Raw genomic sequence first — 16,086 nt, 5'->3', positions numbered from 1 at the left:
TTAGATGCTAATTCAATATAAAAAAGATTTTGAAAAAACAACAATGGGGTTGTTGTCTTATTTACCGGACTTTAAAAATCTTGACAATTTAAAAGATGAAATGAGATTAAATCAGGCCAAGAATGATTTTCAGCTTTTTCTGTATCGTAATGATGAATCGAATATTATTGGTGTGATTGGTACGCAAAATGATGATCATTTTATTGTAATTCGCTATCTTTCGCTAGCACCAGGATATCGTGATGAAGAGCATGAACGAAAAATTCTGTCTGATTTAAAGGATAATTATCCAAATAAAAAAATCACGGCTTTGCCCGAATTTACTTATTTATTGAAGCTGGACAAGAATAATGACTAAAAAAGATAATTTAACATTAGAACTGCCTAACTTTGAAGGACCATTAGATCTTTTGCTTCATTTGATCAGATCACAGAAAATTGATATCTATGATATTCCAATTGCCCAAATTACCAGTCAGTATCTGGATTATTTAAAAAAGATGCAGCAATTAAATTTACAAATTGCTGGAGAATATTTTGTAATGTCATCCACTCTTTTACGGATTAAATCGCAATATCTTTTACCTCAAAATGATTTTGTTGACGATGATGAACAAGCGGAAGACCCGCGAGATGAACTGGTTCAACAACTGGTGCAGTATTCTGTTTTTAAAAAGATATCAAGCTTTTTTAAAGAAAAAAATGAAGAAGCCCCAGTTGTTGTTGCAAAGGAACCAAGTATTTCTAAAGATCAAAAAATTCAACCATTACCGTTAGGACAAATTACTGAAAAAGAATTGATCGCAACTTTTGCGATGATCATCCACAAAATGAAACTTAAACAACCCAGTTCAGTAGCAATTAAAGTGCAGGAAACGCCAATCGGTGAAATGATTTCTTACTTAAAAGACAGAATTGATAAAGAAGGCAAAGTAAGTTTCTTTTCCTGTGTGCCGCGAATGAATAATTTGTCCGATGTAATCGGGCTCTTTTTAGCAAGCCTTGAATTATGTAAAAAGCACTTAGTTGTATTAAAACAAAACCGTACTTTTGGTGATTTAGAGATAGAAAGAAAAAATTAGCATGGCAACAAAATTAGGAAAACTTGAATCATTGCTCTATATAGCAGGTGATAATGGTTTAAGCATTAATAATCTATGTGAATTGCTGCATGTAACTGAGACAGAGCTTAATAATTTAACGGTTAAGCTTAAACGAAAATACGAAAATGATCCTGATTCTGGCTTGCAGGTAATTCAAATTAATGATTTATTCAAAATGACTACTAACCCCGATACGGGCGAAATAATCGAAAAGTACTTTTCAAAAGATTTGACTAAAACATTGAGCCAATCCGCACTTGAAATTCTTTCAATTGTGGCATATCGTCAGCCAATTACGAGAGTAGAAATTGATGATATTCGCGGTGTAAACTCGTCAGGTGCTTTGCAAACTTTGGTCTGGCGGGGATTAATTAAAGCAAATGGCAAAAAAGATGCACCAGGACATCCAAATTTATATATAACGACAGATTATTTCTTACAGTATTTTAATTTCAAGAGTTTGGCTGATTTGCCTTTAATTGAAGATTTTGAAGATGAGAATTTTGAAAATGAAAGACTAGATTTCGAACAGAATGATTCTGATCAAAAAGGAGAAGAATAGATGACTTTAGAAAGATTGCAAAAAGTTATTGCAGAGGCTGGGATCGCTTCTAGACGTAAAGCAGAAAAAATGATTGTAGCTGGACGTGTAAGAGTTGATGGCAAATTAGTGACTAAATTAGGTACCAAAGTCGATACATTTAGTACGATCACCGTGGATGATGAACCAATTGAACGTGAAAGTCTGCACACTTATCTTTTTTATAAACCACGTGGTGTCGTTTCGACAGCTCATGACGATAAGGGAAGAAAAACAGTAGTCGATTACTTTGATGATTTGCCATATCGTTTATATCCAGTAGGTCGTCTCGATTACGATACTTCTGGCTTGCTGTTGATGACAAATGATGGCAAATTAGCCAACCTGTTAATGCATCCCAAAAACGAAGTTCCTAAAGTATATGTGGCAAAAATAGAGGGAATTTTGGAACCAGATCAAATTATGACGCTTAAAAAGGGTGTCAAAGTGGATGGAAGAAAATGTGCACCAGCCAAGGTGAAGATTTTAAAGACAAATCAAAAGAAGAACAATCAAATTGTTCAATTAACCATTCACGAAGGTCATTACCATGAAGTCAAAAGAATGTTTAAAGCCGTTGGTCATCCTGTAGAAAAACTCTCCAGAGAGCGCTACGCTTTTTTGGATTTGCATGCGCTTACTTATGGACAATATCGCGAATTAACGCGTGAAGAAGTTGACAGATTGAAACAGGTTGACTAAACTTAGATTGAACAATTAAATATTAGTGTGTTGTCTTCAGGGTAGGGTGAAAGTCCCGACCGGCGGTAAAGTCCGCGACCCACGAGAGTGGTTGAATTTCGAAAGAATACCGATAGTTAAAGTCTAGATGGAAGAAGACAGACCAACTTAAAAGAAATTTATATTTGCTTTTAAAAGTCTGTTGCTGAAGCAACAGACTTTTTGTTTTTGTCTTAGGAGGAAAGTAAATATGAAGCGTAAGCATTCTAGCAATCTAACCAATTTGATTGCATTTGCTTTAATTGGCGCAATTGCATTCGTTGTTCAAAAATTTGAGTTTCCAATTATTCCTGGCGTAGGATTTCTAAAATTTGATTTTTCAGATGTGGTTATTACAATTGGAACCTTTTTGTTTGGTGCCTGGGCAGGAGTGCTCATTACACTGATTAGGACTTTATGTAGTTTAATTTTCGATGGTTTCGCGTTACCGACAATTGTGGGACAAATAGCTGCCTTTTTGGCAAGTTTATCGTTTGCATTGCCATTTTATTTTTTATCCAAAAAAGTATCAGAAGAAAATCGGCACTCACTTTCGAATCGGCTCAAACCCATTTTAGGCTTAATACTTGGAATTTTAATGATGACGCTTGTTCTGGCTTTAACGAATGCATTCATTTTAACTCCTGTATATGCATTGACATCGATGGCAAAAATCCCCGCAATTTCAAGTTATCAGGCCTTATACAACTTTACTGTAAAGAATTATTTGGGAGGATTGCTTCATTTGCCATCAATGCAGGCTTATATTTTTGGAATTATTGTTCCGTTCAATTTGCTCAAAGGTGCAGTTAACTCGGTGGTTGTATATATTTTGTTTGAAGCAACTTTAAAAAATATTAAACCGTCTGTACAAAAGAAATTTAACCTATAGCTATCAAAGACGCAATCTAATGCGTCTTTTTATTTTATTTGGCTTCACTGAGACCTATTCTATGCTAAAATTTGTTTAGTCAATAAATAGGAGGAAAGCCAAATGGATAACAATCCAAAAGGTCCTTATAAACATTATGAGCGACCCACTGAGGGCAGAGCCAATGAAGATGAAAAGTCGGGCGGACACTGGGGCATAGTAATCAGTGTTTTAATTATTATCTTGGCAGTTTTGGTGCCTGTAGTGCATAAAGTTGCATCACAGCATATTCAACAGACTGAACAGCCAACTGAAGTTCAAAAAGTAAAGAAGACTGAATCTAGTTCTGAAAATAAGACTTCAAAGAAAAGCAGCAGTTCTTCTGTTAAATCTAAAGCCAAGCAATCATCTAAAAAGAGCTCCGAAACGACTAAACAAAGCAGTTCAAGCAACTCAAGCGATAGTACGCCAGCTACCTATGTTGTACAAGATGGCGATTCATTAACTAGCATTGCTGAAAAATATGGCATGAGTGTTGATGAGTTAGCAAAATTGAATAATTTATCCGATACTTCTAATATTGCAGCCGGTGATACTCTTAAGTTGAAATAAAAATTAGGAAAGGATTGAAGGAGACCGTAAAGTCTCTTTTTTAGATAGAATGCAAGTAGCAATTGATGGTCCTGCTTCAGCAGGAAAAAGTACAGTAGCAAAAATTATTGCCAAGAAATTGTCTTTTTTATATATAGATACAGGTGCCATGTATAGAGCATGCACTGTAATTGCACGCAATCATGGCTTAGATTATGGTGATGAAAGTGGTATTTTAAAGGCAATTGGTCAAGATGGCATTGAATTAAAATCAGAAAACGGCGAACAAAAAGTTTATTCTGCAGGAAAGGACATTTCAGTCGAAATCAGAACTCCTGAGATCTCTGCCAATGTCTCACAAGTTTCTGCTTTGCCTAAAGTACGTGAAAAGATGACGACTTTGCAAAGACAAATGGCAGGCAAGACTGATGTAATCATGGATGGCCGTGATATTGGAACTACGGTTTTGCCAGATGCTGAAGTCAAAATCTTTTTAGTTGCTTCGGCTCGTTCAAGAGCAGAACGTCGTTTGCTTGATTTAAAACAACGAGGAATTAAATCTGATCAGACCGTTGATCAAATTGAGAAGGATATTGCAGCTAGAGATTATAAAGATTCTCACCGTAAAGTTTCGCCATTAAAAAAGGCAGATGATGCAATTGAAGTTGATACAACTAGCATGACAATTGACCAAGTTGTCGATCGAATTTTAAGTGAAATAAAAAAATCAAAAAAAATTGAAGAAAATAGCACAAAATAGTAGAAAAATATCTTAGTTTCCTTTAAAATGGGACATGATATTGGGAGGTACATATGTCAGAAAACAGTAATCAATTTTTAGACGCATTAAAGCAAATGCAAGGAGTTGAGGTCGGAGATATTGTTGATGTCGAAGTATTATACATTGAAGACGGCCAAATTGATGTTGGTGTAGAAAACGCTGGTGTCGAAGGTGTTATTACCCGTCGTGAATTCACTTCAGATCGCAACGCTGATTTGCGCGATTTAGTAAAAACAGGCGACAAATTCAAGGCTTTAGTTTTAAGAAGAGCTGGTGGAGATAAGGAAAACGGTGAATTCTTCTTCTCAGTAACTCGCTTAAAGGAAAGAGAAGCTTACAACAAGTTGCAAAAGGACTATGAAGCAGGTACTCCAATTGAAGGTACTGTAACTTCATCAGTTCGTGGTGGTTTGCTTGTTGACGTTGGTACTAGAGGTTTCTTACCAGCTTCATTAATTTCAAACCGCTATGTTTCAGATCTTAAGCCATACATGGGTAAGACTATGAAGCTTAAGATTACTGAAATTGATCCTAACAAGAACCGTTTGATTCTTTCACACAAGGATTTAATTGAAGAAGAACGTGAAGAAGCATTTGATAAGGTTGCTTCACAATTAGTTGTTGGTGATGTTATCGAAGGTAAAGTATCTCGCTTAACTAACTTCGGTGCATTCATTGATGTTGGTGGTGTTGACGGTTTGGTCCACATCTCCGAAATTTCTTACAAGCATGTTGACAAGCCAAGTGATGTTTTGAAGGTTGGTCAAGATGTTAAGGTTAAGGTCATTGGTATTGACAATGACAGAAATCGTATCTCCTTGTCAATTAAGCAAACTGAACCTTCACCATTTGAACAAGCTACTGCAAACTTACATGATGGCGATATTTTTGAAGGTGAAGTTAAATCATTAACTAACTTTGGTGCCTTTGTTGAAGTTGCTGATGGTATCCAAGGCTTAGTACACGTTTCAGAAATTTCAAACAAGCACGTTGACAAGCCAAGTGATGTTTTGAAGGTTGGTCAAACTGTTAAAGTTAAAGTTTTGAACATTGACCCGAGTGATAGAAGAATCTCACTTTCTATTAAAGCTGCAGATTCAAATGCTTCTTCAAACGAAAGTTCTCGTCCACGTCGTTCACGTAACGAAAACTCAGTAAACAAGAAGTACATGGGTAACGATGATAACGGCTTTGCTTTAGGTGACATTATTGGTGACCAATTAAAAGACCGTAAATAATCGTATTTAAGAAAAGCCGACTTCTGTCGGCTTTTTTTATTCTTAAAAGGAGGCTGAAAAAATGGTTTTACCAGTGGTAGCAATTGTTGGCCGCCCCAATGTGGGTAAATCAACACTTTTCAACCGGATTATCAAAGAACGTTTGGCTATTGTTGAAGATGAACCTGGTGTAACTCGTGACCGAAATTATGCTCAAGCTGAATGGATGGGACATAATTTCGATCTAATCGATACTGGCGGTATTACTTGGGAAGACGGAAAAATCGAAGAGGAGATTCGTGCTCAAGCAGAGATTGCCATTGATGAAGCGGATGTCATTGTAATGCTTTGCAGCGTTGTAAATGGCGTAACTGATCTTGATGAACGAGTTGCACAGCTGCTTTATCGCACTAAAAAGCCAATTATTTTAGCAATTAACAAGGCTGATAATCCTGAACTAAGAGCGGAAGTCTATGACTTCTACAGTTTAGGATTGGGAGATCCAATTCCAGTTTCTGGAAGTCACGGAACTGGGATTGGCGATTTGCTTGATAAAATTGTTAGCAAGTTTCCACGCGAACTTGATAAAAAAGATAAAGATACAATTTCCTTTAGTGTTATTGGACGTCCTAATGTTGGTAAATCTTCGATCGTTAACAAGCTTTTAGGCGAAAAAAGAGTGATCGTTGCCAATCAAGAAGGCACGACTCGAGATGCAATCGATACGCCTTTTATTGGTAAAGATGGAACAAAGTTTAGATTAATTGATACTGCGGGCATAAGAAGACGCGGAAAAGTTTACGAAAAGACTGAAAAGTATTCTGTAATGCGTGCATTGAGCGCTATTGATCGATCTGACGTGGCTTTATTAGTTCTTGATGCAAGTACAGGCATCAGAGAGCAAGACAAGCACGTGGCCGGATATGCACATGATGCGGGACGTGGTCTCATTATCGTTGTAAATAAATGGGATATTCCTAAAAAAGATAGTGGCAGCGGCAAAGATTTTGAACAAGTAATTAGACAAGAATTTCAGTATCTGGACTACGCTCCAATTTTATTTGTTTCTGCAAAAACAGGTCAAAGACTTGATCAAATTCCAGAAATAGTAAAAGAAGTCTATAAAAATGAAAATCAGCGAATTCAGTCTAGCGTCTTAAATGATTTATTGTTGGAAGCAAGCAAGCTTGTACCAACGCCTTTAGTAAAAGGCAAACGACTTCGGGTCTACTACATGACGCAAGTTAAAACTAATCCGCCAACATTTGTAGTCTTTGTAAATGATCCGGAATTAATGCACTTTTCATATCAAAGATTTTTAGTAAATCAATTACGTGAGAATTTCAATTTTGAAGGCACCCCAATTAAAATAATTCCACGAAAACGTAAATAAAATCATAAGAAAGCTTGTTGTGACAAGCTGTTTGTGATATTTTAGTTTTTAGGAAAAATTGATTTTGAACGATCATGATTCCTTATTCTTTTATAAAGGAATAATATTGAATTTCGATTCAATTTCAGGAGGTGAATTTCAAATGGCAAATAAGGCTGAATTAGTTTCTGAAGTAGCTTCAAAGACTGACTTAACTAAGAAGGAGGTTGCTGCTGCTGTTGAAGCACTCTTTAGTTCAATTCAAGAAAATCTTTCAAAGGGCAACAAGGTACAATTAATCGGTTTTGGTACTTTCGAAGTACGTCATCGTGCTGCACGTAAGGGCCGTAACCCTCAAACCGGTGCTGAAATCCAAATTCCAGCAAGTGAAGTTCCTGCATTTAAACCAGGTAAGGCACTTAAGTATGCTGTTAAGTAATTAATAGCTCATAAAAAGAATAAAGCGTTGGTCTTTTCTTTGACCAACGCTTTATTTTTATGTAAAAATAGAAGTCTGAATGGAGGATACTATGACATACTCAGAACAATTATTAGACGCGATTGAGAAGCATGATTTTTCGCAAGATAAGATTTTGTTAAAAAAGGCATTAGATCATGATCAACCAGAAATTTTGGCTTCACTAGCAGAAAATTTAACTGATTATGGATTTACCGATTTATCCAAGGATGTCTATCGTGCTTTGATTGCCAAGTTTCCCAATGAAGACTTATTTAAAGTATATTTAGCAGAAATTTTGTTAAACGATGGTCAGGATGATGATGGATTAAGTTTGCTTTACAATATTTCACCAAATTCTGATGCTTATTTGGAATCTTTGCTTGTTCAGGCTGATTATTATCAAACCAATGGTCTATTTGAAACGGCAAAAGATAAGCTATTGCAAGCACTCAAATTGGCCCCTGAGGAGGATGCAGTTAAGTTTGGACTAGCTGAACTCGAGTTTAATAGTGGCCAGTATGAGGAAGCTTTAGCCCACTATAAGGACCTAATCAAACGTCAGGATACTTTTGGTGAGGTTAACTTGATTCAAAGGCTGTTTCAGACAGAGGCAAAGCTTGGTCAATATGAAGAAGCTAGTCAAGTTATTAAAAAACACAGTAATGCGATTTTGGATATTGATAGCAAATATCAAGCTGGCTTAGTTATGCTTAGTGTTGGAGATGATGATCAAGCAATTAAATACTTAGATGAAGTCATTGACCAGAGCCCGGATTATGTTAATGCCTATCCGCTTCTTGCTCAAGCTTACCAGCATAAGCATGACGACGATCAGGTATTGCGTTCGGCTCAAGCTGGTTTAGCTTATAATGAATTAGATGAAACACTGTATTCGATGGGGGCTATGGCCGCAGCTAATCTGCAAGATTTCAAGACTGCAGAAGATTTGCTTCAGAAAGGTTTAGAAATTGCTCCTGATAATAGTGATTTGCGCTTGCAATTATCCAACTTGTATCTGCATGAACGCAAATATAAGGAAAACAATGCTTTATTTGAAAAACTCGATGATGACAGTATTGAGCCACAGGCGCACTGGAATTTGGCAGTTTCTTACGAAAATCTGGATGAAAGTGATAAGGCAAAAAGCGAATTCCTATTGGCTTATCCTGAGTTTCAAAAGAATCCTGATTTCTTGAAACAAATGATCTATTTCTTTAATACTGAACCTAATAGCAGTGAAATTGTTAAGCAGCTGCTTGATAAATATCTAGCCATAGTTCCCTCTGATGAAGAGATGCAAGATTTGGCTAATCGATTACAATAAAAAAATCGCAAATTTGCGGCTTTTTTATTTTCTAATGAATTTTCGATGTGGCTTTTTATATGTAAAACCTTCTCCTAAGGCCTCATGCACTTCGATAATCGTAACAAAGGCATTAGGATCTTCATTAAAGATCAGTTGTTTAATAGTTGGAATTTCACGTGGAGAAACGACTAAATAAATGATTCGTTTGTTATCTTGCTTGTAGCCGCCTAAAGCTTTTAGATAGGTAAAACCACGATTAAGTTTAAGATCAATCATTTCACCGATCTGTTGATACTTATCAGAAATAATTAACAAGCCTCTCGCAGTGTATGCGCCTTGTTGAACTGCATCCATAACTCTTGAGAGAATAAATGAAGCAAGAAGAGTATACATCATGTGCTTGATATCAAGATATGATAAGGATACGAATAAAACTACAGCATCGCAAAACAGCAGCATTTTTCCAGATGAAATACCATACTTCATCTGACAGATCCTAGCGATTATATCGGTTCCTCCAGAAGTTCCATTATCACGAAAGACCAATCCGAGTCCTAAGCCAGAGAGAGTCCCAGCTAAAGCGGCGGAAAGGAAGAGGTCGTGTTCGAGATTTAGTTGCGTTATAATTGGTACTAGGCGCCAAAATGATAAGAAGAAAGAAAGAGCAACGGTACCCCAAATTGTATAGGCGAGCAGTCGTTTGCCCATAAAACGGTACCCTAAAATAATTAGAGGAATATTTAATACCAAAGTGGTGAGTCCCATGTTAATGCCCCAAAAGTGCCGAAGAAGCAGAGCGATTCCGCTCAAACCTCCGTCGGCCAGTTTATTTGGCACCGAAATCATATCCAAACTTAGGGCATAAATGGCGCATCCCAAAGCGATCATAAATAATTCGAAAAAAGTATTTTTATTTAGTATTTTTTTCATCGCTTGTCCCTCCTAAATTCTCTATCCTAAAATTAACATATAATTATCTAAATTACATAATAAAACGGTGAAATAAAAAATTGATGATGAAATTAAAAAAATTACCTAATATTTTTCAAGATGCGATGCCGGTTTTGAAAATATTAGAACAAGCAGGTTATGAAGCATATTTTGTTGGTGGTTCAGTTAGAGATGTTTTATTGGGCCGACAAATTCATGATGTTGATATTGCCACAAGTGCTTACCCCGAAGAAGTTAAAGAACAATTCGCTAAAACGATTGATACTGGAATTAAGCATGGCACAGTCACTGTACTTTATAACGGCAACAGCTATGAAATTACAACTTTTAGAACTGAATCTGGCTATCAAGACTTTCGTCGACCGGATCATGTTACTTTTGTACAGAATTTAGATGAAGATCTTAAAAGACGTGACTTTACGATCAATGCATTGGCAATGAATACCGATGGTCAAATTCTGGATCTTTTTGATGGTTTGAGTGATTTAAAAAAGAAGGTCATCAGAGCTGTAGGCGACCCAGAGAAGAGATTTCATGAAGATGCTCTTCGCATGATGCGGGCAGTTAGATTTATGAGTCAACTCAAATTTGACTTAGAAGAAAATACCCAAAAAGCAATCGAAGATCACCATCAATTGCTAAAAAAGATCTCGGTTGAAAGAATTCGGGATGAATTTGTCAAAATGGGCTTAGGGTCAAATGCAAGAGAAGCTTTTCAGGTCTTTCTTGATACCAAACTAAGTGAGGATGTACCTGATTTTGCTGGTAAAAGCGAGTTGCTATCTGTTTTTCCTCAATTGCAATTTAGTCCTGCCTTGGAAACCAGTTTATGGTCAATAATTATTATTCTGCTTAAAATTCAAAATGACAAAATCGGGACCTTTATGCGCGATTGGAAAAATTCTAATGCAATGACGAATGAAGTTGAACAAATTGTTTCATTTTTTGATGTGCTTTCTGATCATGTGCCTGGCGATTATGAATTGTTTGAAATCGGCAAAAAAAATTTGCTCAATACAATTGATGTTGCGCATATTTTAGGTCAGCCGGTTGATTCAGAAGCCTTAGTAGATCGTTATTTAGCTTTGCCAATTAAAGATACTTCAGAATTGGCTGTAGATGGGCGCTTTTTAATTGAAAATGGTATTCGTCCTGGACCTAAATTAGGGCAGCTCCTGGAAGAAATTAAACAAGAAGTTGTTGCTGGAAATTTGGAGAATAGTGAAGCAGCAATTGGTGAATTTTTAGAAAGCAAATAAAAAAGTTTGGTTAACAAGACCAAACTTTTTTTATTAAATATTAAACATAAAGCAAAACCGAAAAGTACATCAAAATTGAACCTAACATTACGAACAAGTGCCAAATAACATGAATAAACGGAATATTTCTCATACTGTAGAGAATGGCACCAACGGTGTAAGCAATTCCACCGCCAACAAGCAGCCAGAAGCCAACAGGTGTCAACCGTACATAGAGATAACTGCCCGATAGGATTACAAGCCAACCCATTGCAACATATAAAATTGTGTCAAAAATGACATGCTTGCCGCGATTGAAAATGTAATAAATGATGCCAATAATTGTCAGTCCCCAAATTAGGCCGAAAAGAGTCCACCCCCAGGCCCCGCCGATGGCCACCAAGGAATAAGGGGTATAGGAACCAGCAATTAAAAGAAAAATCGATGAATGATCAAAAATTTGAAAAACATTCTTGGCTCTGGTAAAAATTAAACTATGATATAAAGTAGAAAATAAATATAGTAAAACGAGGCATGAACCATAGATCGTAAAGGTCACAATTCTCATTGCATCCCCAGTTGAAGCGGCTTTAACGATTAAAACCACTAGTCCAGCGACTGCTAATCCAAAGCCAACTCCATGGGTAATTGCGCTGAAAATGTTGTCAAGGATGTAATAAATTTTTGATCTTTGTTTAGGCTCCTGCCAAAGTTCTTTTAATTTCATGATAAAACAATTCCAATCAATCTTTTTTCTTAACTAATTTTTTTGATATACTAACTGTATTGTTACTTGCTCATATTTTATCATAAAAAGTGAGCAACTTAGAATTGAGGGCGAATACGTTGTCAAAATTTAAGATTATGACGGATTCTTCCGTCCAATTAACTCAAGAAGAAATTAAAAAATATAATATTACTGTTGTACCATTAACGATTACAATTGATGGCAAGAATTATGTTGATGGTGTTGACATTTCCAGACGCGATTTTGTCAAAAAGATGAATGAATCTGAAGAATTGCCCAAAACCAGTCAACCTTCAATCGGTCGTTTTGTAGATGTAATTAAAGATTTAACTTCCGACGGAAGCGAAGTCATTGGAATTTTCTTATCCAAGACTTTGAGTGGGACGATTGATGCGGCAAGACAAGCAGCTGAAATTGCTGGAAAATCAGATGAAGTTCACATTGTTGATTCTGAATTGACTGATCGAGCAGAAGGCTTTCAAGTTTTGGCAGCTGCTAAAGACAGTCAAGCAGGTAAAACGCTTGATGAAATTTTGGCTCATGTCGACCACATTAAGAAAAATCAAAAATTGCGGATGATGGTTGTTAATCTGAATAATTTGATCAAGGGTGGACGTTTAGGCCCATTAGCCGGTAAAATAGCCACTCTTCTTAATATTCGAATTGAATTGCACATGCCTGGTGGCAATCTAGAAGTGGCTAAAAAGGGACGTGGCAAGAAATTTTCTAAAGCTTTTGACCAACGTGTATTGGATGATATTGCCGTAAATAAAGATAAAATTCATGAAGTAGGCATTTCATACGTTGACACTCCCGAAGTGATGGAAAAATTGGCTCAAAAAATTAAAGAGATAAATCCAGAAATCAATGTTCTAGTTCAAGAAACAAGCCCAATTATTGCAACTCATGCAGGTCATGGTGCTTATGCGATTCTTTATTATACGGAGTAAAAATGGCATATCGAGAAAGTTTTTATCGTTTTTTAATGACTCAGAGAGATCCGGATTCAACTGACGAAGTTGCACAATTCGCTAATGATGCTCAGCATGATCAAACTTTTCCAAAACAAGAACAGGATTATGAAAAGTTGTCGGACTATTTGGAATTGAATGCTGGTTATTTGCCAAGCATGACAATTTTCGATCGTGCTTATGAAATGTATCGCGAAAAAATGAGTTATTAATGCAAATTTAAGTCCCTCCAAGGGACTTTTTTATTTAAGAAGGAAATTTTATGCATGCAATACTTCTTGCAATCGGTATGTGCCTAGTGGCAAGTGCAACAATGATTATTCAGAATTGTTTTTTGAGAAAGATTTCTGTTAATTATATTGCTCTAGTATTAGGAATGATCTTGGCCTTAGTTTTTGGCAACGAATTAATATCGTTTAAGCCAGAACTGTTTATGGGATTGATCATTGCACCTTTGCTGTTTTTTGAAGGTCAAAAAATCGTCTTTACAATATCGCGCGTAGTTGGAAGTCAATTATTAGTATCACTGTAATTATGATCTTATTAATTGCTGTCGCTGCTTCTTTCAGTTTAAAGTGGCTGTTAGGTCTTTCACTTCCGCTTGGCCTTATTTTGGCTTCAATATCTGCTCCAACAGATGCGACGGCAGCCGAATCCGTCACTAATGGCTTAAAGCTGCCAACAATTGTTGAGCATCATCTGAAAAATGAATCTTTGTTCAATGATGCTTCCGGCATTATTTTGCTTAACATGGCAATCAGCTGGTATTTATCCAGACAGCTGGAAATTGCGCATACAGTTGTCGATTTTCTGTATTCAATGCTTGGAGGTATTATTTTTGGCTTAATCGTTTCCGCGATTTTGGTTTTATTTAGACAGGGGCTTTTACGGCGTAATTTAAAGTTCGTCCAAAGTACTTTTCATCCTACTACAGCCATTCTTTTGCTTTAGGTGGGGTGCATGGTGCAGTTACTTTTGCTCTTGCTTACACGCTGGATCAAGCTCTAATCAGCAGTGGACGCTTTCATTTGATTTTATTTAGTGAAGCAGCACTGATTATTTTTAGTTTATTGATTCCTACCGTCATTTTTCGTTTTATTTTGCCAAGACAAAAATCTGATGAAGAACAAGAGGCCGCCATTGATCAGGTTAAAGTAGAAATGGTCAATTATGCTCTAAGTGAACTGAAAAAACTGTATCTGCCAAAGAAGATCCGTAAACAGCTTGAGTTCGATTTGCATGCACAAATTGATAATACTTCAATGCGTGATTTTTTGAGAGAATTGCGTAAATCAATTAAGCAAAAAGAGCCATCTGCGGATGAATTGGAGTTTAGGGATGAAATATATCGTTATGCTTTTCGCCTTGAGAGAAATTATCTAGGACAAATTGCTCAGCAAAAGCAAGAATACCGTGAAGGTTTTCTGTCATTGTATCGTGAGATTCTGCTAGCTGAAGTTCTATTTTTGCATTCTGAAGATGAATAAGTTATAAAATGGTATAGATAAAAGGAGAAGTAAAATGGCAAAAATTCAATGGTATCCGGGGCATATGAATAAGGCCCGTAATCAACTTGAAGATAAGTTGGGCTTAATTGATGTCTTTGTTGAAGTTCTTGATGCTAGAATTCCAGAATCATCAAGAAATCCTATGATTGAAGAACTAGTGGGCAAGAAACCACATCTGATTATTTTAAACAAGGCGGACTTAGCAGATCCTGTCATGACCAAGCTTTGGCAAAAAAAGCTGCAACAGCCTGGAAAATTTGTGATTGCAATGGATTCGCTGCATAATACGAATATGAAATTTTTGATCAATATGATCAAAAAGGCAGCGATGGCAAAAACCAAAAAACTTGAAGCAAAGGGTGCATCTAATCCAACCATTCGTATCTCACTAGCTGGTGTTCCAAATTGTGGCAAATCAACGATTATAAATCGTTTGGTAGGGCGCAATGTTGCTGAAGTTGGCAATCGGCCAGGAGTTACTAAGGGTCAAAGCTGGCTGAAAACAAAATATAATATTCAGATTTTGGATACACCAGGGATTTTATGGCCAAAGTTTGAAGATCAAGCTGTTGGCTACAAACTGGCTGCGTTTGGTGCAATTAAAGATACAATTTTTCATGCAGATGATGTTGCTTTGTTCGTACTTAAGAGTTTGCGAAAATATTATCTCAAGGATCTAATAAAATTTGCACGCTGCCCAAAAGAAGAGATCGAGAAAATTGGAGATCAAGATCTCTTATTGGCAATGACAGAGGTATACGGCATGCGGGATGATTATGATCGATTTAGTCTCTATATGCTTCAACGTTTGCGCAAAGGTAAAATTGGAAGGATTACTCTAGATCGGTTATGACAATTAAAGAAATAAAAGCACTTCTTAATAGTGGACAGGTTTCCTCTGATGAGCTTGAGCAATTAAAAAGTGACTCTAGAAGTGGCGTACAGAAATTATTGGCATCTTATCAGCAAAAGCAAGAGAAGCTGGCTAAAAAGAAGTCAGCCTTTCTTGAGCGTTTTACTTATGAGAAAAAATTTTGGCAAAAGGGTCAGATTGTAGCTGGTGTAGATGAAGTTGGTCGTGGTCCTCTTGCTGGCCCAGTAGTAACTGCAGCAGTAATTATTGACGATCACTTCGATTTGCTTGATGTTAATGATTCTAAAAAATTGAGTCCACAAAAACGATTGGCTCTTTATCCGAAAATTTTATCTGAGGCAATTAGTGTAGCTGTGGGTGTAAAAAGCCCGCAAGTAATCGATCAAATTAACATTTATGAGGCTGATCGACAAGCAATGGCAGAAGCCGTGCTTGATTTAGATCAGAAACCTGATGCGCTTTTGGTCGATGCGATGAACGTACCTGTCGACTTGCCACAAGTAAAGCTCATTAAGGGGGATGCCAAGTCTAATTCTATTGCCGCTGCTTCAATTGTGGCTAAAGTATTTAGAGATAAATTGATGGATGATTATGCTAAAATTTATCCTCAATATGATTTTCCAGATAATGCTGGATATGGGACAGCAAAGCACTTGGCTGCACTAAAAAAATATGGGCCGACTCCAATTCACCGTAAGACGTTTGCACCGGTTAGCGATTTTTTTAAGTAAAAATTTTATAAAAATTGAACTTTTTTCGGTAAAAATTCTCTATTTTGCGTAATTAGTAATGGAG

21 protein-coding genes and 1 riboswitch are annotated in these 16,086 nt (G+C 36.5%); of the genes, 19 read left to right on the top strand and 2 right to left on the bottom strand.

Annotation, left to right across the window (positions count from 1 at the left end; translation table 11 throughout):
* Nucleotides 1-4: 4 nt before the first annotated feature.
* The 11 genes from HMPREF0493_RS06495 to HMPREF0493_RS06445 all read left to right on the top strand — a co-directional run bounded on the left by HMPREF0493_RS06495 (nucleotide 5) and on the right by HMPREF0493_RS06445 (nucleotide 9,019).
* Nucleotides 5-358, top strand: coding sequence for a hypothetical protein (locus HMPREF0493_RS06495; protein WP_006352546.1), 354 nt, complete (start codon nucleotides 5-7; stop codon nucleotides 356-358).
* Nucleotides 351-1,082: a segregation and condensation protein A gene (locus tag HMPREF0493_RS06490; RefSeq protein ID WP_006352545.1), complete on the top strand. Its 732-nt coding sequence runs from the start codon at nucleotides 351-353 to the stop codon at nucleotides 1,080-1,082. Before HMPREF0493_RS06495 ends, HMPREF0493_RS06490 begins: the two co-directional genes overlap by 8 nt.
* A gap of 1 nt (nucleotide 1,083) precedes the next feature.
* Complete coding sequence (gene scpB / locus HMPREF0493_RS06485) at nucleotides 1,084-1,665, top strand: SMC-Scp complex subunit ScpB (protein WP_006352544.1); 582 nt, start codon at nucleotides 1,084-1,086, stop codon at nucleotides 1,663-1,665.
* Complete coding sequence (locus tag HMPREF0493_RS06480) at nucleotides 1,666-2,385, top strand: pseudouridine synthase (protein WP_006352543.1); 720 nt, start codon at nucleotides 1,666-1,668, stop codon at nucleotides 2,383-2,385.
* A gap of 28 nt (nucleotides 2,386-2,413) precedes the next feature.
* Nucleotides 2,414-2,528, top strand: a riboswitch (FMN riboswitch).
* A gap of 86 nt (nucleotides 2,529-2,614) precedes the next feature.
* Entirely contained in the window at nucleotides 2,615-3,295 is a 681-nt protein-coding gene (locus HMPREF0493_RS06475; RefSeq protein ID WP_006352542.1) for an ECF transporter S component, read from the top strand.
* A 102-nt stretch (nucleotides 3,296-3,397) separates the two neighbouring features.
* On the top strand, nucleotides 3,398-3,886 hold the full coding sequence (locus HMPREF0493_RS06470; RefSeq protein WP_006352541.1) for an SAG1386/EF1546 family surface-associated protein: 489 nt from the start codon (nucleotides 3,398-3,400) through the stop codon (nucleotides 3,884-3,886).
* A gap of 49 nt (nucleotides 3,887-3,935) precedes the next feature.
* Nucleotides 3,936-4,625, top strand: coding sequence for a (d)CMP kinase (gene cmk / locus HMPREF0493_RS06465; RefSeq protein ID WP_006352540.1), 690 nt, complete (start codon nucleotides 3,936-3,938; stop codon nucleotides 4,623-4,625).
* Between the two features lie 53 nt (nucleotides 4,626-4,678).
* The gene (gene rpsA, locus HMPREF0493_RS06460) at nucleotides 4,679-5,884 is read left to right on the top strand and encodes a 30S ribosomal protein S1 (RefSeq protein WP_006352539.1); all 1,206 of its coding nucleotides are present in this window, start codon (nucleotides 4,679-4,681) and stop codon (nucleotides 5,882-5,884) included.
* A 61-nt stretch (nucleotides 5,885-5,945) separates the two neighbouring features.
* Nucleotides 5,946-7,256, top strand: coding sequence for a ribosome biogenesis GTPase Der (der, locus tag HMPREF0493_RS06455; RefSeq protein WP_006352538.1), 1,311 nt, complete (start codon nucleotides 5,946-5,948; stop codon nucleotides 7,254-7,256).
* A 142-nt stretch (nucleotides 7,257-7,398) separates the two neighbouring features.
* Nucleotides 7,399-7,674, top strand: a complete 276-nt coding sequence (locus HMPREF0493_RS06450) for an HU family DNA-binding protein (RefSeq protein WP_040457365.1) — start codon at nucleotides 7,399-7,401, stop codon at nucleotides 7,672-7,674.
* 91 nt (nucleotides 7,675-7,765) lie between these two features.
* Nucleotides 7,766-9,019, top strand: coding sequence for a tetratricopeptide repeat protein (locus tag HMPREF0493_RS06445; protein ID WP_040457357.1), 1,254 nt, complete (start codon nucleotides 7,766-7,768; stop codon nucleotides 9,017-9,019).
* 24 nt (nucleotides 9,020-9,043) lie between these two features.
* Here the strand turns inward: HMPREF0493_RS06445 and HMPREF0493_RS06440 are convergent, their stop codons facing one another.
* A complete protein-coding gene (locus HMPREF0493_RS06440; RefSeq protein WP_006352535.1) occupies nucleotides 9,044-9,931 on the bottom strand; it encodes a YitT family protein in 888 nt (295 codons plus the stop codon).
* An 83-nt stretch (nucleotides 9,932-10,014) separates the two neighbouring features.
* On the opposite strand from HMPREF0493_RS06440, the gene HMPREF0493_RS06435 reads away from it, so the two are divergent.
* The gene (locus HMPREF0493_RS06435; RefSeq protein WP_006352534.1) at nucleotides 10,015-11,211 is read left to right on the top strand and encodes a CCA tRNA nucleotidyltransferase; all 1,197 of its coding nucleotides are present in this window, start codon (nucleotides 10,015-10,017) and stop codon (nucleotides 11,209-11,211) included.
* A gap of 40 nt (nucleotides 11,212-11,251) precedes the next feature.
* Here HMPREF0493_RS06435 and trhA read toward each other — a convergent pair whose 3' ends face one another.
* Nucleotides 11,252-11,917 carry a PAQR family membrane homeostasis protein TrhA gene (gene trhA, locus HMPREF0493_RS06430; protein ID WP_006352533.1) on the bottom strand — a complete coding sequence of 222 codons (666 nt, stop codon included), beginning with the start codon at nucleotides 11,915-11,917 and terminating at the stop codon, nucleotides 11,252-11,254.
* 119 nt (nucleotides 11,918-12,036) lie between these two features.
* On the opposite strand from trhA, the gene HMPREF0493_RS06425 reads away from it, so the two are divergent.
* Genes HMPREF0493_RS06425 through HMPREF0493_RS06395 form a run of 7 tightly spaced genes read left to right on the top strand, consistent with a single transcriptional unit; the run spans nucleotide 12,037 to nucleotide 16,022 of the window.
* Nucleotides 12,037-12,888, top strand: coding sequence for a DegV family protein (locus tag HMPREF0493_RS06425; RefSeq protein ID WP_006352532.1), 852 nt, complete (start codon nucleotides 12,037-12,039; stop codon nucleotides 12,886-12,888).
* A gap of 2 nt (nucleotides 12,889-12,890) precedes the next feature.
* Nucleotides 12,891-13,121, top strand: a complete 231-nt coding sequence (locus HMPREF0493_RS06420) for a YozE family protein (RefSeq protein ID WP_006352531.1) — start codon at nucleotides 12,891-12,893, stop codon at nucleotides 13,119-13,121.
* A 50-nt stretch (nucleotides 13,122-13,171) separates the two neighbouring features.
* Complete coding sequence (locus HMPREF0493_RS09105; protein ID WP_006352530.1) at nucleotides 13,172-13,441, top strand: hypothetical protein; 270 nt, start codon at nucleotides 13,172-13,174, stop codon at nucleotides 13,439-13,441.
* A gap of 2 nt (nucleotides 13,442-13,443) precedes the next feature.
* The gene (locus HMPREF0493_RS09100; RefSeq protein ID WP_006352529.1) at nucleotides 13,444-13,860 is read left to right on the top strand and encodes a cation:proton antiporter domain-containing protein; all 417 of its coding nucleotides are present in this window, start codon (nucleotides 13,444-13,446) and stop codon (nucleotides 13,858-13,860) included.
* A 5-nt stretch (nucleotides 13,861-13,865) separates the two neighbouring features.
* Nucleotides 13,866-14,396, top strand: a complete 531-nt coding sequence (locus HMPREF0493_RS09095; protein ID WP_006352528.1) for a cation:proton antiporter — start codon at nucleotides 13,866-13,868, stop codon at nucleotides 14,394-14,396.
* A gap of 34 nt (nucleotides 14,397-14,430) precedes the next feature.
* Nucleotides 14,431-15,270 (top strand): ribosome biogenesis GTPase YlqF, encoded by an 840-nt coding sequence (ylqF, locus tag HMPREF0493_RS06400; RefSeq protein WP_006352527.1) that lies wholly within the window; start codon nucleotides 14,431-14,433, stop codon nucleotides 15,268-15,270.
* Nucleotides 15,267-16,022 (top strand): ribonuclease HII, encoded by a 756-nt coding sequence (locus HMPREF0493_RS06395; protein WP_006352526.1) that lies wholly within the window; start codon nucleotides 15,267-15,269, stop codon nucleotides 16,020-16,022. Before ylqF ends, HMPREF0493_RS06395 begins: the two co-directional genes overlap by 4 nt.
* Nucleotides 16,023-16,086 lie beyond the last annotated feature (64 nt).

Source organism: Lactobacillus amylolyticus DSM 11664, assembly GCF_000178475.1.
GTDB lineage: Bacteria > Bacillota > Bacilli > Lactobacillales > Lactobacillaceae > Lactobacillus > Lactobacillus amylolyticus.
Note: the sequence above shows the minus strand (reverse complement) of the source record. Positions and strands in the feature narration are given on the sequence as shown.

Bases quoted from the DNA above. Each gene is read 5' to 3' on its own strand.
- cmk (WP_006352540.1), top strand. From the start codon at position 3,936: ATGCAAGTAGCAATTGATGGTCCTGCTTCAGCAGGAAAAAGTACAGTA.
- HMPREF0493_RS06490 (WP_006352545.1), top strand. From the start codon at position 351: ATGACTAAAAAAGATAATTTAACATTAGAACTGCCTAACTTTGAAGGA.
- der (WP_006352538.1), top strand. From the start codon at position 5,946: ATGGTTTTACCAGTGGTAGCAATTGTTGGCCGCCCCAATGTGGGTAAA.
- HMPREF0493_RS09105 (WP_006352530.1), top strand. From the start codon at position 13,172: ATGCATGCAATACTTCTTGCAATCGGTATGTGCCTAGTGGCAAGTGCA.
- trhA (WP_006352533.1), bottom strand. From the start codon at position 11,917: ATGAAATTAAAAGAACTTTGGCAGGAGCCTAAACAAAGATCAAAAATT.
- HMPREF0493_RS06420 (WP_006352531.1), top strand. From the start codon at position 12,891: ATGGCATATCGAGAAAGTTTTTATCGTTTTTTAATGACTCAGAGAGAT.
- HMPREF0493_RS06435 (WP_006352534.1), top strand. From the start codon at position 10,015: ATGATGAAATTAAAAAAATTACCTAATATTTTTCAAGATGCGATGCCG.
- scpB (WP_006352544.1), top strand. From the start codon at position 1,084: ATGGCAACAAAATTAGGAAAACTTGAATCATTGCTCTATATAGCAGGT.
- rpsA (WP_006352539.1), top strand. From the start codon at position 4,679: ATGTCAGAAAACAGTAATCAATTTTTAGACGCATTAAAGCAAATGCAA.
- HMPREF0493_RS06475 (WP_006352542.1), top strand. From the start codon at position 2,615: ATGAAGCGTAAGCATTCTAGCAATCTAACCAATTTGATTGCATTTGCT.
- HMPREF0493_RS09100 (WP_006352529.1), top strand. From the start codon at position 13,444: ATGATCTTATTAATTGCTGTCGCTGCTTCTTTCAGTTTAAAGTGGCTG.
- HMPREF0493_RS06445 (WP_040457357.1), top strand. From the start codon at position 7,766: ATGACATACTCAGAACAATTATTAGACGCGATTGAGAAGCATGATTTT.
- HMPREF0493_RS06395 (WP_006352526.1), top strand. From the start codon at position 15,267: ATGACAATTAAAGAAATAAAAGCACTTCTTAATAGTGGACAGGTTTCC.
- HMPREF0493_RS06440 (WP_006352535.1), bottom strand. From the start codon at position 9,931: ATGAAAAAAATACTAAATAAAAATACTTTTTTCGAATTATTTATGATC.
- HMPREF0493_RS06480 (WP_006352543.1), top strand. From the start codon at position 1,666: ATGACTTTAGAAAGATTGCAAAAAGTTATTGCAGAGGCTGGGATCGCT.
- ylqF (WP_006352527.1), top strand. From the start codon at position 14,431: ATGGCAAAAATTCAATGGTATCCGGGGCATATGAATAAGGCCCGTAAT.
- HMPREF0493_RS06470 (WP_006352541.1), top strand. From the start codon at position 3,398: ATGGATAACAATCCAAAAGGTCCTTATAAACATTATGAGCGACCCACT.
- HMPREF0493_RS06495 (WP_006352546.1), top strand. From the start codon at position 5: ATGCTAATTCAATATAAAAAAGATTTTGAAAAAACAACAATGGGGTTG.
- HMPREF0493_RS06450 (WP_040457365.1), top strand. From the start codon at position 7,399: ATGGCAAATAAGGCTGAATTAGTTTCTGAAGTAGCTTCAAAGACTGAC.